This is a genomic window from Sphingomonas sp. Root720 (assembly GCF_001428605.1).
Taxonomy (GTDB): Bacteria; Pseudomonadota; Alphaproteobacteria; order Sphingomonadales; family Sphingomonadaceae; genus Rhizorhabdus.
Map to the genome: position 1 here is coordinate 310,258 of NZ_LMID01000015.1, position 13,460 is coordinate 323,717.

At 67.1% G+C, this 13,460-nt stretch carries 14 protein-coding genes and 1 pseudogene; 11 read left to right on the forward strand and 4 right to left on the reverse strand.

Annotation, left to right across the window (positions count from 1 at the left end):
* Window positions 1–69: 69 nt before the first annotated feature.
* The 3 genes from ASE22_RS23630 to ASE22_RS23640 all read right to left on the reverse strand — a co-directional run bounded on the left by ASE22_RS23630 (window position 70) and on the right by ASE22_RS23640 (window position 4,812).
* Window positions 70–3,099 carry a TonB-dependent receptor gene (locus tag ASE22_RS23630; RefSeq protein ID WP_082545570.1) on the reverse strand — a complete coding sequence of 1,010 codons (3,030 nt, stop codon included), beginning with the start codon at window positions 3,097–3,099 and terminating at the stop codon, window positions 70–72.
* Between the two features lie 92 nt (window positions 3,100–3,191).
* Complete coding sequence (locus ASE22_RS23635) at window positions 3,192–4,241, reverse strand: FecR family protein (protein ID WP_056365529.1); 1,050 nt, start codon at window positions 4,239–4,241, stop codon at window positions 3,192–3,194.
* A complete protein-coding gene (locus tag ASE22_RS23640; RefSeq protein ID WP_056365532.1) occupies window positions 4,219–4,812 on the reverse strand; it encodes an RNA polymerase sigma factor in 594 nt (197 codons plus the stop codon). The genes ASE22_RS23635 and ASE22_RS23640 overlap by 23 nt, the downstream gene beginning before the upstream one ends.
* 121 nt (window positions 4,813–4,933) lie before the next feature.
* On the opposite strand from ASE22_RS23640, the gene ASE22_RS23645 reads away from it, so the two are divergent.
* The 11 genes from ASE22_RS23645 to aat all read left to right on the forward strand — a co-directional run bounded on the left by ASE22_RS23645 (window position 4,934) and on the right by aat (window position 13,025).
* Window positions 4,934–5,416 carry a hypothetical protein gene (locus ASE22_RS23645; protein WP_056365535.1) on the forward strand — a complete coding sequence of 161 codons (483 nt, stop codon included), beginning with the start codon at window positions 4,934–4,936 and terminating at the stop codon, window positions 5,414–5,416.
* A gap of 354 nt (window positions 5,417–5,770) precedes the next feature.
* Entirely contained in the window at window positions 5,771–6,400 is a 630-nt protein-coding gene (locus tag ASE22_RS23650; protein ID WP_056365538.1) for a nicotinate-nucleotide adenylyltransferase, read from the forward strand.
* A 26-nt stretch (window positions 6,401–6,426) separates the two neighbouring features.
* Window positions 6,427–6,819 (forward strand): ribosome silencing factor, encoded by a 393-nt coding sequence (gene rsfS / locus ASE22_RS23655; RefSeq protein WP_414885954.1) that lies wholly within the window; start codon window positions 6,427–6,429, stop codon window positions 6,817–6,819.
* A gap of 93 nt (window positions 6,820–6,912) precedes the next feature.
* Window positions 6,913–7,335 carry a 23S rRNA (pseudouridine(1915)-N(3))-methyltransferase RlmH gene (locus tag ASE22_RS23660; protein WP_056365543.1) on the forward strand — a complete coding sequence of 141 codons (423 nt, stop codon included), beginning with the start codon at window positions 6,913–6,915 and terminating at the stop codon, window positions 7,333–7,335.
* Window positions 7,335–8,564, forward strand: coding sequence for a murein hydrolase activator EnvC family protein (locus tag ASE22_RS23665; RefSeq protein ID WP_082545569.1), 1,230 nt, complete (start codon window positions 7,335–7,337; stop codon window positions 8,562–8,564). Before ASE22_RS23660 ends, ASE22_RS23665 begins: the two co-directional genes overlap by 1 nt.
* A gap of 182 nt (window positions 8,565–8,746) precedes the next feature.
* A complete protein-coding gene (locus tag ASE22_RS23670; protein WP_235536013.1) occupies window positions 8,747–10,051 on the forward strand; it encodes a S41 family peptidase in 1,305 nt (434 codons plus the stop codon).
* A gap of 87 nt (window positions 10,052–10,138) precedes the next feature.
* Window positions 10,139–10,612 carry a disulfide bond formation protein B gene (locus ASE22_RS23675; RefSeq protein ID WP_056365550.1) on the forward strand — a complete coding sequence of 158 codons (474 nt, stop codon included), beginning with the start codon at window positions 10,139–10,141 and terminating at the stop codon, window positions 10,610–10,612.
* A gap of 134 nt (window positions 10,613–10,746) precedes the next feature.
* On the forward strand, window positions 10,747–11,238 hold the full coding sequence (locus ASE22_RS23680; RefSeq protein WP_056366166.1) for a demethoxyubiquinone hydroxylase family protein: 492 nt from the start codon (window positions 10,747–10,749) through the stop codon (window positions 11,236–11,238).
* A 28-nt stretch (window positions 11,239–11,266) separates the two neighbouring features.
* Entirely contained in the window at window positions 11,267–11,665 is a 399-nt protein-coding gene (locus ASE22_RS23685) for a hypothetical protein (RefSeq protein WP_056365553.1), read from the forward strand.
* A 168-nt stretch (window positions 11,666–11,833) separates the two neighbouring features.
* Window positions 11,834–12,220 (forward strand): hypothetical protein, encoded by a 387-nt coding sequence (locus ASE22_RS23690; RefSeq protein WP_056365556.1) that lies wholly within the window; start codon window positions 11,834–11,836, stop codon window positions 12,218–12,220.
* Window positions 12,221–12,281: 61 nt separating this feature from the next.
* Window positions 12,282–13,025 (forward strand): leucyl/phenylalanyl-tRNA--protein transferase, encoded by a 744-nt coding sequence (gene aat, locus ASE22_RS23695; protein ID WP_056365559.1) that lies wholly within the window; start codon window positions 12,282–12,284, stop codon window positions 13,023–13,025.
* Window positions 13,026–13,060: 35 nt separating this feature from the next.
* Here aat and ASE22_RS27790 read toward each other — a convergent pair.
* A pseudogene (locus tag ASE22_RS27790) lies at window positions 13,061–13,294 on the reverse strand (DUF2155 domain-containing protein); the annotation flags it as partial.
* Window positions 13,295–13,460 lie beyond the last annotated feature (166 nt).

Genomic DNA, 13,460 nt, shown 5'->3' on the forward strand with positions numbered 1-13,460 from the left:
AAATTTCGATCGGATTTTCATGACTGTCCTGCCATCTGGATTCGGGGAAGCGAAAAGGCGGTTCGAGGCTCAGAACTTGAACCTGAGACCGGACCGGAAGCGCCTGCCGAGGATGTCGTAGAATGTGGGGCTGGAACCCGGGATGGCCCCGCCGATATAGTTGACCGTCGCCGCCTTCGCGGGGTCCTTGTTGAACAGATTGTCGACCGACAGATACAGTTCGACGTCGTGCCAGATCTTCACGGCGACTGACGTATCGACGTAGAATGCTCCCGCCACGTGATTGTCGTTGATCGTCCGATGCGCCGCGCTCGACACGGGGCAATTGGATGAACATTCGATATAGCTCGCGTCGTAGACGCTCGAACTGATGCCGCGCCCGGCGACCGATACCGTGACGGGCCCGCCAGTATAGACGGCCTCCAGGAGATAGCGCCATTTCGGCAATCCCCCCACTTCGCCAAGCGCGGAATTGGGAAGCCCGATGCCGTCCTCGGCAAGGCTCTTGATGTTCCTGGTGGCGAGCGCCCTCAGCGTCAGCGCCTCGGAGCCCGAACCCATGAACAGGTTCGATATCGGAAGCCGGTAGGTGACGTCGAAATCGACGCCGCGCGTGGTCGCCTTGGCTATGTTGACCGGCTGCGAATACACATATTTGATGTACCCGGTCGCGTCCCTCTCGACATATTGACAGTAGCTCTCGATGCCTTCGTAGCAACGATTGATGAATGTCGCATATCCAGGCGTCGAAATGGCGTCCCTTATCTTTATGTCCCAGTAATCGACCGATGCTGAGAGACCTGCAACGAAGCGGGGCTGGAGCACGACGCCGACGTTGAGTGTATCCGCCTTTTCCGGCTTGACCGATGGATTGCCCGACGTGAGCTGGATGAATTGATAGGATTCATTCTTCTGCGGGTCGAGGAACAGATAGGTGCCGGCCGTGCCCGCCTGGAACAGCTCCGCCAGGTTGGCCGCGCGAATATCGCGCGATCGCGTGATGCGGAAGCGGATATCGTCGATGGGCGCGTAGCTGGCCCCGACCTTCCACGTGGTGACATAGCCCGAGGTGCTGTAATGGGTGGCGCGCACGGCGGCGTTCAAATCCAGCGACTTGGCCCATCTCGCATCCTTGGCGAGGGGAACGGCGACCTCGAGAAACCCCTCGTCGACCGTATAGGAGCCCTTGATCGGCTTGAAATTGCCTGCCCAATAGCCGTTCTTCAGCGACAGGCGGTCGGCGGTGCCGGTTTCCTTTTCCCGGCGATGCTCGAAACCGGCCGCGAGGGAGACCGGCCCGGCCCAGGTCGAAAAGGCGTCGCCCCTGACCGTGGCGGAGAACACGTCCTGGGTGAGGGTCGCGTCCACATAGCTCTTGCCCTGCACATAATTCTTGCCAGCGTCGGATGCGACCCCGACGCCGAAGATGTTGTAGGGAACACATCCGTCGGCCGGATTGGTCAGGGTCGAACGGCAGACGATCGCGCCGTTGGGCCCGACCACCGCATCGATCGCCCGCCTGTAGTTCGCCGTTATCGGGGAAATCGCATAGTCGTAGAAATTGCTGACGTTCCTGTTCGCGGTCACGTCCCACTTCCAGCTGGAGCCGAACGCTCCGAACGCGCCGCTGGCGCCTGCGACATAGCGGTACATCTTGTGGACGTTGACGGTCAGGATACCGCCCAGATCCTTGTTCCATGTGCCGACGGTCAGGGAAGGAAGGTTGAGATCGGTCATTTTCTGCACGATCTCGGCCGGCAGGAACGCATTATCCCTGCCGATGCTGAGACTGCCGAAATTATAATAGGGTGTCGCCACGCTCGTTCCCTTGGAACGGCTGTAGGAAAACTGGCCGAAGACCTGGACAGTATCGGTCAGGTCATAGCTCAGGCGGCCGAAGGCGTTCTGCCGGGAAACCTTCGGGTCGAAGGTCTGGACGTCGGTATCGAAATGCGTCGATCGCCAGTCGCCCCCGATCATATAGGGATCCCTGACGACCGATCCGTAGGTGAGCTGGGCGGTCGTGCCGCCGGGGCCGAAATATAGGCCGCGGAGGGGACCGGCGGTGACGATCGCTCCCGGCCCCGCGGTGGTCAGGCCGACATGCTCGGAAACGATGATCTCCGGCTGACCGTTGGCCGCGGCATAGGCGGGGTTGTTGAAGCCCTTGATACCGACATACCAGTCGCGCTTGCCGATCCCGACGATCCCCTCGTTATACGCATCCTCGACGCTGAGGAGGACATGCCCGCGTTCGTCCGCGAAATTGGCGCCGGCCGTCAGGGAAACCCGGAAATTCTTGTCGTCGCCATAGGTCGTGACGCCGCCCTGCACATCGCCCTTGATGCCCGTGAAGCTCTTGTCGAGAACGAAGTTCACGACGCCGGCGACCGCATCGGAGCCCCAGGCCGCCGACGCGCCGCCCGTCACGATGTCGACGCGCTTGATCAGCGCGTTGGGGATCGTGTTGACGTCGACCAGCCCCGACAGCGAGGCGGCGGGCATCCTTTGGCCGTCGAACAGGACCAGCGTGCGCGTCTGGCCGATTCCGCGCAGATTGAGGGCATTGATGCCGGTGACGCCGGAACTGATGTTGTTGGCGCCCATTTGCGGATTTTGACTTCCCGCAAGGGCCGGCAGCTGGTTCACCAGTTCGGCGACATTGTGCGGAGCCCTTCTCGCGATCTCCGCTGCCCCGAGCACGGTTACGGGCGTCGGCGCCTGATAGCCGTCCCGGACGATGCGCGTACCGGTCACGACGATGCCCCCGCCACCTTCCGCGACGTCCTTCTGCATGCCGAGAATGGCGATCTTGCCGTCGAAGGACCGGACGACCAGTCCCGTTCCCGACAGGAGTCGATCGAGCGCGTCGCGTATGTCGAGATTGCCCTGGACGGCGTTGGTCGTGCGCCCTTCGCCGTCGCGACCCGCGAGCGTGACCTGGATCCCGGCCTGCCGGGCAAACTCGCGAACGCCGCTCGATGCCGGGTGCGCCGGGATGTCGAAGCTGCGCTCCTGAGCCTGCACCGCGGCCGGAAGGCATATCGCCGCCGCGACCGCCGCCATCGACGCAGTGCGTCGCGTGAAGAAAGAATACATTATGATCACCCCTCGTCTTGAAGCCTCAAAGCTAATGACGAGGGGGAATAATTTTTGGGTCAGTCCGAGAAATATTAATTTTCAAGGCATTTCTATTTAGGTTTTATTACGATTTTTCCATCCTCATGTACGACGATACTATCGGCGATGGTCGCTGCGGATTGCGCGAACTGCTCGGGATCGCTGGCCTTGTACAATCCTATGATCGCGACGTTTCCGATGGCCGGATCGGCGAGGACGATCTTGGTGCTGTTGACGCGGTTGAAGCGCGCGACGGCCGCCTTGATCGGCACGTTGTCGAGCGAAATCTGCGCCAGGTCGGGCGGGGGCAAACGTGGCGCGGCAGCCGCCGTCGATGCCGGCTTGGGCGCGATCGGTCCGGGATCGAGCGTCACCATGCCGCCGGCATGGACCAGGACCGCCTGGTCGCGCTCGTCGCGGGGCCAGACCAGCACGCTACCTTCCGTCACCTTCACGGTCCCGCCGGTCCGACCCATCCGGCGAACGGAATAGACGGTCCCGGTGGCCTGGGCATAGACGTCGCCGGACCGGACCACGAAGGGCCGCGCCCTGTCCTTCGCAACCTCGAACCTGGCTTCCCCGCTGAACAGCGTGATCCGGCGATAGTCGTCGGAAAGCGCGACATGGATTCGCGCGTCCTGGCTCAGCGTGGCGACCGACCCGTCCTTGAGCTTCACCACCTCTTCGGTGGCGGCGAACCGGGGTGGTTCGAAAAGCGACAGGATCGGCGCGCCCGCAGAAATCAGCACGACCACGCACGCCGCCATCGCGGCGGCGGCCACGGCAGCCCTGCCGCTCCATCGGAAAATGGCATGGCGCACCGGAGCAGCCGCCGGCGCGCCATCGTCGGCGTCATCGTCCACCCCATTGTCGTTGCCCGAGGGAGGCGCCGGATGGACCGGCGCGGGGGACACCGACGCGCGATGCGCCTCGATCACCGCATCCTCGGTGGCGCGCATCCACGCCCGGGCGCGCACGAAGGCGCCGCGGTGACGCGTATCCGCCGCCAGCCAGGCTTCCAGCGCCTCATGGCTTTCCGGCGTCATCTCGCCATAGGCTTGCTCGACCGCCCAGCGGACAGCCTGATCGCTGATGCCGTTAGTGGGGGCGGTGCTTGCCAATCACTTCCACCTTCTGTTCGACAACCCCTCGTTCGTCGCCGTCGATCCGGGCGTCCTGCTCCGCCATCGCCTTGATGACCTGATGCATTCCGCGTTCGACATGCTTCTTCAGCGCGTCCTCGCTCACGCCCAGCCGCTCGGCCGTTTCGCGCCGCGACAACCCTTCTATCCGCCGCAGCTCGATCGCTCGGCGATAGGTGTCGGGCAATTGGGAAAGCAGTCGGTTCACGCGTTCGAGTTCCTGGCTGGCCTCCAGCACCCGATCAGCCAAGGGCGCACCATCCATGACGTTCGACCAGTCGATTTGGGTCAGGGCGTTGAAATTTATTATTCCGGCACGGCGCATCAGGTCCGTCACCACCGTGTGGGCGGTCCGGAAGAAATAGGATCGGGCGTTTTCGATATGATCGACCGACGCCAGATTGGCGATGCGGCAATAGGCTTCCTGAACGACATCCTCGACATCGACGACATGATGCCAGCGGCGGGACAGCCAGCTGCGGACGGAGCGTTCGTGGGGAACGATCTCCCGGGCGATCCACGCCGAAATGATGTCGTGCTCATCGTCCATCCGATGTAGCCATTCACGCCTTGATGGAAGCTGCTCGCCGAATCGCCGGTGACAGGCGAGTGTCGCTCTAGGACGCCGCTCATGACATGATCGTGACGCGAGCCTGGGACAGCGGGATTAGATGGACGATATAGCGGAGAGCCGTTTCCTGACCGAGCCCGAACGCGCGCTGGCGCGCAGCATGTTCGGCGATGCGATCGATCTCGATGCCGTCCGCCTCAACCGGCGGAAATGGTGGCCGTTTCAACCGAAGACCGTGCTGATGGCGCCCGACGGCGATCTCTGGTGCCATCCGGACGGGCCGCTGTGGCGCCCCTGCTACGCGACCGCATCGCTGGCGCTGCAGGCGCTGTTCGTCCATGAGATGACCCATGTCTGGCAGGCGCAGCGCGGCGGTCGCTGGTATCTGCCGCTGATGCGCCACCCCTTCTGCCGTTATGTCTATACATTGAGGCCGGACAAGCCCTTCGCCCGCTACGGGATCGAGCAACAGGCCGAAATCGTCGCCGACGCCTTTCTCCTCGCACGGGGGGTCGCGCGGCCGGGCAAGCCTGGGCTGGCGGATTATCGGGCGGTCCTGCCGTTTCCGATGGAAAAGACCTGAGGTCGCCTCCGACCCAAACCGTCACCCCAGCGAAGCGGGACTTTGCGTAAACGCCGTCCCCTTCCGTCATCCCGGCGAAAGCCGGGATCTCCCTTCTTCTTCGTCTTTCGTCCCAAAGGGCGGAAAGGCAGAGAGATCCCGGCTTTCGCCGGGATGACGATGAAGAGAGTGGGATGGGCTCTTACGCAAAGGTCCCACGAAGGCTGGGTCTCGTGAGGTCGAACGCAATGCTCCTCTCCTGAGACCCCAGCCTGCGCTGGGGTGACGGATAAGGAGCGGGGGCGGGGCGGGGGTGACGATGATGGGAAGCCGGAAAATCTTCCCCATCCTCCCCGCACCCGCTAGAGCGGCGCGATGACCCCCACCGGCCTGCTCGGCGGCAGCTTCAACCCGGCGCATCGCAGCCATCGCCATATCAGCCTGTTCGCGATCCGCGCGCTCGGGCTGGAGGAGGTCTGGTGGCTGGTGTCGCCCGGCAATCCGCTCAAGGGCGCCTCCGACATGGCGCCGCTGTCCGCCCGCCACGCCTCGGCCCGGAAAATGGCGCGCCGCGCGCCGATCCGGCCGACCGCGATCGAGGCGCGGCTGGGCACGCGCTACACCGCCGATACCTTGCGCAAGCTGGTCCGCCGCTACCCGAAGCGCCGCTTCATCTGGATCATGGGGGCCGACAACCTCGCCCAGTTCGACCGGTGGCACGACTGGCGCGGCATAGCGCGCAGGGTCGCCATTGCCGTCATCGCCCGTCCGGGTTATGATGGGGGTGCTCGCGCCTCCAGGGCGATGGGCTGGCTGCGGCAGTTCGTCCGGCCCGCGGCCAAGGCGAAAGACTGGACGAACTGGAGACCGCCGGCCCTCGTGCTGTTGCACTTCTATCCTGATCGCGGTTCCGCAACGCGGCTCCGGGCCAAGGACCCAGGCTGGCACCTTTCCCACAGCAACACAGGCTTGCGCGACAGGTTGACGCGCAGGCCGCTACCCTAGGAGGTACATTGACCGCCACCGACAGCATCAGGCCCAGAGACGACGCCTCTGCCGCCACGGATGCCGACCCTTCGGACAAGCTGCACCAGCTTGTTCTGAAATCGCTCGACGACGACCAGGCGATCGAGACCGTCTCGATCCCGCTCGCGGGCAAATCCTCGATCGCCGACTATATGGTGATCACCTCGGGCCGGTCGACCCGACAGGTCGCCTCGATGGCGGCCAAGCTCGCCGACCGGATCAAGAGCGAGACGGGCCGCGCGGTCCGGATCGAGGGTCTGCCCACGGCCGACTGGGTGCTGATCGACGCGGGCGACATCATCGTCCACCTGTTCCGCCCCGAGGTGCGCAGCTTCTACAATCTCGAGCGGATGTGGAACTTCGGCGACGCGCCTGCGCCGGTCGCGATCCAGGGCTGACGTCATAGGGTTGGGACCTTGATTCGCGCTTCAGGCTGGTTCAGCCTGGAACGATCGAGGACCGGAGCAGCGGCAGGGAGGCCCTGAACCACAGTGCTGCTGCACATCGTCGCGCGGGGCAGGATCGGCCGGGGTCCCGAGGCCGAGCTGGTCGACCGCTACATGAAGCGGATCGCCTGGCCGACGCGCATCACCGAACTGCCCGACGCAGGCGGCCGCGTGCCGCCGCGCGATCCCGGCACCGTCCTCGTCATGCTCGACGAGAAGGGCGAGCAGCTCGGATCGATGGCCTTCGCCGAGAAACTCGGCCGCTGGCGTGACGACGGTCGGCGCGAGACCCGCTTCCTGATCGGCGCCGCCGACGGCTTCGACGAGGCGCAGCGCCGCGACGCCGACCTGCTCTTCGCCTTCGGCAAGGCGACCTGGCCCCATCTCCTCGCCCGCGCGATGCTCGCCGAACAATTGTGGCGCGCGACGAGCATCCTCGCCGGCCATCCCTATCACAGGGAAGGCTGATGGGCCGAGTTTACGACATTTCTCCCCGAGGAATTGCTTTTGTAGCGGCCGCTATCCTCTGCACCACGCCTCTGCTTGCCCTGTCGCGCGATCCCGAGGTGGCGAACCAGCAGCGTTCACTCGGCGCCGCCAGGCGCGATGCCGCCGCCGCCGAACGCCGCGCCGCGCGGCTCGAACATCAGGCGAAGGCGATGAGCCGCGCCGCCGACCGCGCCCGCGCCGAGCAGGCCGCCGCCGCCGCCGCGATCCAGGCGGCGGAAGCGCGCATCGCCGCCGCCGAGGCGCGGGTCGGGATCGTCGACCGTCTCCGCGCCCGACAGCGCGCGCGCCTCGCCGAGCGGCAGGGGCCGATCGTGCGGCTGACCGCGGCACTGCAGACCATGGCGCGCCGCCCCGCCGCGCTCGCGCTCGTCCAGCCCGGATCGGTCGACGACATGGTCCATGTCCGCGCCCTGCTCGGATCGGCGATGCCCGAGATCCGCGTCCGCACCGCCGGCCTGCGGGCCGAGGTCGCGCGCGGCGACGCGTTGCGCCGCTCGGCCGAGCGCGCGGTCGCCGACCTGCGCCGCGAGCAGGGCCAGCTCCGCGTGCGCCGCACCGCGCTCGCCCGGCTCGAAGCCGACCAGCGCCGCCGCTCGCAGGGGCTCGTCGACGATGCGATGGCCCAGCAGGACCGGATGATCGCGATGGGCGAAAAGGCGAAGGACATCGCCCAGCTGATCGAGGAGCTCGGCGAGCAATCCGACGTCCGCACGCGCCTGGCCAGCCTGCCCGGCCCGCGCCTGCGTCCCGCGCTGCCGGGCCGCGCCGCGCCGCCGCCGCCGTCCGAACTGGCGCGGCTGGCGGCGATCGCGCAGGCGCCGCCGCCCTACCGGCTACCGGTGCGGGGGCGACTCGTCTCGGGCATGGGCGAGCTCTCCGACTCGGGCGTCCGAGCCCGCGGCCTGACCCTCGCCGCGGCGCGCGGCGCCCAGGTGGTTTCGCCCGCGAACGGCCGGATCGCCTTCGCCGGCCCGTTCCGCAGCTATGCCGGGATCGTCATCATCGACCATGACAATGGCTGGGCGAGCCTGATCACCGGCTTCGGCCGGATCGGCGTCAAGGTCGGCGCGGAGGTGATCCAGGGCAGTCCGCTCGGCGTCACGGGCGGCGGCGACCCGCGCGTGACGGTCGAGCTGCGCCACGACAGCCGGCCGGTCGACATCCTGCCGTTGCTGGCACGCGGCTGAACGCGCCGTCGACGACGGCATTGACCCGCGATGCATTGCTAACCATCTTATCCCATGGTCGAAGCCGGGCGGGCGCCTATTTCCCGCCCCCGCAAAAGCTTGTACGACAGGTTGCTTATTTGGAGCGGGCGAAGTTGATGACGAAGACCCTGTTGCGTTCCGCCGGCCTGTTCGGCGCCGGCATGCTGGCCGCCACCCTCGCCCCGGCGATCGGCGCGGTCGACGTCAGCACCTACAAGGAACTCGACCAGTTCATGAGCGTGTTCGAGCGGGTCCGCTCGGACTATGTCGACAAGGTCGACGACCGCACCCTGATCAAGGGCGCGATCGACGGCATGCTCGCCAGCCTCGATCCCCACAGCTCCTACCTCGACGCGCGCGACCGCCAGAACATGCGCACCCAGACGCAGGGCGCCTATGGCGGCCTCGGCCTTTCGGTCACGCTGGAGGACGGCGCCGTCAAGATCATGACCGCGCAGGAGGATACCCCCGCGTCCAAGGCCGGGCTCAAGACCGGCGACTTCATCACCCATCTCGACGGCAAGCTGCTCTATGGCGGCACGCTCGACGAAGCGGTCGATCAGATGCGCGGCAAGCCCGGTACCAAGCTGCTGGTCACGATCGTGCGCCCCGGCCGCGACAAGCCGTTCGACGTCAGCCTGACCCGCGAACTGATCCAGCTCAAGCCGGTCAAGTGGGAGGTCAAGGACCAGGTCGGCATCATCAACATCAACACCTTCGTCAACGCCAACACCGGCGATTCGGTGCGCGCGGCGATCGCCGGCGTCCAGAAGTCGCTCGGCCATGATCCGCTCGGCTATGTGATCGACCTGCGGTCGAACCCCGGCGGCCTGCTCGACCAGGCGATCGACGTGTCCGACATCTTCCTCGACCGCGGCGAGATCGTCTCGCAGCGCGGCCGCGAGAAGAACGACATCGAGCGCCGCTACGCCACCGCCTCCCCCGCCGACCTTGCGCATGGCCTGCCGATCATCGTGCTGGTCGACGCCGGCTCCGCCTCGGCGGCCGAGATCGTCGCGGGTGCGCTGCAGGACCAGAAGCGCGCGCTGGTGATGGGCGAGCGGACCTTCGGCAAGGGCTCGGTCCAGACCGTGCTCGAACTGTCGGACGACACCGCGCTCAAGCTCACCACGGCGCGCTATTTCACGCCGTCGGGCAAGTCAGTGCAGGAAGGCGGGATCAAGCCGGACATCATCGTGCCGCAGCTCAGCGATCCCGATTACAAGGACCGGCCGCGCCTGCGCGAGGCCGACCTGCGCCGCCACCTGATCAACGAGGCGAAGATCGACGACAAGGTGCTCGAGGACGACGGCAAGCCCGATCCGCGCTTCCAGCTGACCGCCGAAGCGCTGAAGAAGCAGGGCGTCGACGACTTCCAGCTCGACTATGCGATCAAGACGATCTCGCGCATGGCCCAGCCGCCGCTGCGTACCGCCCTCACCGGCGCCAAGCGCGGCGCGCTGTAATCTCGGTGCTTCCCGTCGCCGCAGGGGCGGGGAGAGAGAAGCGGGGGGGGGCTTATCTCCCTCCCTCCGCCTCGCTATACCGGCGGCATGACCGGTTTCGCCCAGGCACGGCTCGCCGCGCTGCTTCTTCCCTCCGCCCTGATGCTGGGGGCGCTCGGCTCGCAATATATCGGCGGGCTCTTCCCCTGCGAGATGTGCCATTGGCAGCGCTGGCCGCATGAGGTGGCGATCGCGCTCGCGCTGTTCGCCTTCCCGCTCGGCGACAAGCGGTCGGGGCGGATCGTCCTTGCCCTTGCCATCGCCGCGATCCTGCTGAGCGGGGCGATCGGGGTCTTCCATGCCGGGGTCGAATATCGCTGGTGGACCGGAATCACCCGCTGCTCGGCGCCGCCATCGGGCGGGTCGGACGCCGATCTCCTCGCCCAGATCATGGCGACACCGATGATCCAGTGCGACGTTCCGCAATGGACCTTGTTCGGCATCTCGCTCGCCGGCTTCAACGCGATCGCCTCGATCCTCGGCGGGCTCGGCATCGTCGCGCTGTGGCGGCGCAAGCCATGAACGCCGACGAGCAGCAGAACGCGGCACCCTCCGTGGTCGCCACCGCGCAACAGCGCGCGACACCCTCCGTAGTCGCCACCGCGCAACAGCGCGCGGCACCCTCCGTAGTCGCCACCGCGCAACAGCGCGCGGCGATGCTCCGGGTCGACCAGGCGGGCGAATATGGCGCGACCCGCATCTATGCGGGCCAGCTGGCGGTGATGGGCCAGCGCGCGGCCGATGCCCGCATGATCGCGCGGATGGCCGAGCAGGAGGCGCGCCACCGCGCGATCTTCGACCGGATGACCGCCGAGCGCGGGGTGCGGCCGACCGCGCTGCAGCCCTTGTGGAACGTCGCCGGCTTCGCGCTGGGCGCGGCGACGGCGCTGATCGGCCCCAAGGCGGCGATGGCCTGCACCGCCGCGATCGAGACCGAGATCGACAAGCATTATCGCGAGCAGCTCGAGGCGATCGGCGACGGCGATCCCGAGCTCAGCGCGACGATCGGGGAATTCCAGGCCGAGGAGGTCGAGCACCGCGACGCCGCGATCGCCGCGGGAGCCGAGCAGGCGCCGGCCTACCCGTTGCTTTCGGGTGCGATTCGACTCGGCTGCCGCATTGCCATTGGCCTGTCCCGCCACATATAAGAAGCCTCAATCGCAAGGGACCGCGCCGATGACGACTCACCGTTTCCTCCCGCCGGCGCTGGGGATCCTTGCCGCCATCGCCGCCGCCGCGCCGTTCGCCATGCCGGCGCAGGCGCAGCGCAGCGAGCGGGTTCTCACCATCTTCGGCAGCGATCCCTGCCCGACGAGCGGCGGCGACGAGATCGTCGTCTGTCAGCGCATGCCCGAATCGGAGCGCTACCGGATCCCCGAGCAGCTGCGCCGCACCGAACCGCGCAACGACAATTGGGGCGATCGCGCGGCGAGCCTCGAATATGTCGGGCGCAGCGGCGTTCAGAGCTGCTCGACCAGCGGCGTCGGGGGTGCTTCCGGCTGCTTCCGCGAGCTGGCCCGCAAGGCCTGCGACGAGGACAAGGCCGACGGCAAGAAGTGCGGGATCAAGTTCTGACGCGGGGGTGAGTGCCGGGGCATCGGTGCCGCGTCCCCGGCGCAGGCTGGGGTATCGTGCCGCAGCGACGGATGGGCGCTTTCGAGCCACGCCTGAGAAGCCGGCCTTCGCGGGGATGATGCCCTTTTATTCAGCACCCCGAAAGCGTCCCGGGCGTTATCTCCCTGTATGAAGGTCCTGCTCCCGATCCTGCTGCTCGTCGCGGCCCCCGCCATCGCCGCACCGGAGGCTGCCGACGCACCGGCGCCGCGCATGAGCACGCTGGTCGTCTTCGGCGACGATCCCTGCCCGCGCAGTTCGGACGACGAGATCATCGTCTGCGCCCGCCAGCCCGAGAGCGAGCGCTATCGCATCCCCAAGGCGCTGCGGAAGAAGCCCAAGGCCGACGAGGTGACGCAGAGCTGGGTGGAACGCACCCGGACCTTCGACATGGTCAGCAAACAGGGCTTGCCCAACAGTTGCTCGCCCAACGGCAGCAATGGCCAGACAGGCTGCATGCGCCAGTTCCTGGAGGCCGCGCGCGCCGAGCGCGAGGCGATGAAACGGGAACAGTGACGCCGTCGCACCTTCCGCTTCCCCACCGATCCGCTATACTCCCGGGATCAGGGGGTAGGCGATGAAATCGATCGATCCGGACCTGCTGCTGCGCGCCTATTCGATCGGGGTCTTCCCGATGGCCGACAGCCGTGCCGCCGACGACGTCTACTGGGTCGAGCCCAAGAAGCGCGGCATCCTTCCCCTCGATCAATTCCGCCTGTCGCGCTCGCTGGCCAAGACGATTCGCTCGGACCGCTTCACCATGACGGCGGACCAGGCCTTCGGCCGGGTCGTATCCGAATGCGCCGCCGTCACCAGCGACCGGCCCGATACCTGGATCAACCCCGCGATAGAGGCGGCCTATGCCGATCTCCACCGGCGCGGCCACGCCCATTCGATCGAGTGCTGGCGCGGCGACCGGCTGGTCGGCGGACTCTATGGCGTGCGGCTGGGCGGGGCGTTTTTCGGCGAGAGCATGTTCAGCCGGGAGAGCAACGCCTCCAAGGTCGCGCTCGCCTGGCTGGTCGCGCGGCTCCGGATCGGCGGGTTCCGGTTGCTCGATTGCCAGTTCATCACCGATCACCTCCAGTCGCTCGGCGCGATCGAGGTGACGCGCGACGATTATGTCGCGCTGTTGGACGCGGCGCTGGGCGTGGTTGGCGGCGCGGGCGCGGGCGGTACCGCGGTCGCCGGCGCTGCGGCGGGCTGGTCGGCGCCCGACTTCTTCGCGCTCGACCGCGGCGCAACCGCGCCCGACACGCGCACCGTGTCCGGGCCGATATCGGGATGCACCATCGTGCAGCTCTTGGGCCAGACGTCGTAGACGGGGTCCTCGACCGCGTTGAGCGACGGGGACTCCTTGAACAGCCAGCCCGAGAAGACCCGCCGCCAGGCGCCGTCGCGGCCGCGCACGTCGGTCTGGACGAAGGCGCCGGTCAGCTTCTGATCCTCCCACGCGGCGGTCGTCTCGCAGGCCCGCAGGCGCAGGACGACGTCCCCGATCCGGATCGCCTGTCCCGGCCGCAGGCTGACGTCACGCGATTCGCCGTTGCGCTTGTTGAGCAGGCCGAGCACCGCCACCCGCTCGCCCATCGGCGTTCCCTCGGTGACGAGCGGCTTGTCCGGGATCTTCTCGACGACCGCCTTGGGTGCTTCGGGGGCGCTGCCATCGGCGTCGGACGGACGTTCCGAATCGCCGGTCGGCGCCAGGGCGGGCACCGGCGCGACCGCCTGCTCGTCCGCCGGGATGGCCTCGACC

Coding starts and splice junctions, on each gene's coding strand:
- ASE22_RS23645 (WP_056365535.1), top strand. CDS start 4,934: ATGGACGATATAGCGGAGAGCCGTTTCCTGACCGAGCCCGAACGCGCG.
- ASE22_RS23675 (WP_056365550.1), top strand. CDS start 10,139: ATGACCGGTTTCGCCCAGGCACGGCTCGCCGCGCTGCTTCTTCCCTCC.
- ASE22_RS23650 (WP_056365538.1), top strand. CDS start 5,771: ATGACCCCCACCGGCCTGCTCGGCGGCAGCTTCAACCCGGCGCATCGC.
- ASE22_RS23665 (WP_082545569.1), top strand. CDS start 7,335: ATGGGCCGAGTTTACGACATTTCTCCCCGAGGAATTGCTTTTGTAGCG.
- aat (WP_056365559.1), top strand. CDS start 12,282: ATGAAATCGATCGATCCGGACCTGCTGCTGCGCGCCTATTCGATCGGG.
- ASE22_RS23640 (WP_056365532.1), bottom strand. CDS start 4,812: ATGGACGATGAGCACGACATCATTTCGGCGTGGATCGCCCGGGAGATC.
- ASE22_RS23630 (WP_082545570.1), bottom strand. CDS start 3,099: ATGTATTCTTTCTTCACGCGACGCACTGCGTCGATGGCGGCGGTCGCG.
- ASE22_RS23670 (WP_235536013.1), top strand. CDS start 8,747: ATGCTGGCCGCCACCCTCGCCCCGGCGATCGGCGCGGTCGACGTCAGC.
- ASE22_RS23680 (WP_056366166.1), top strand. CDS start 10,747: ATGCTCCGGGTCGACCAGGCGGGCGAATATGGCGCGACCCGCATCTAT.
- ASE22_RS23685 (WP_056365553.1), top strand. CDS start 11,267: ATGACGACTCACCGTTTCCTCCCGCCGGCGCTGGGGATCCTTGCCGCC.
- ASE22_RS23690 (WP_056365556.1), top strand. CDS start 11,834: ATGAAGGTCCTGCTCCCGATCCTGCTGCTCGTCGCGGCCCCCGCCATC.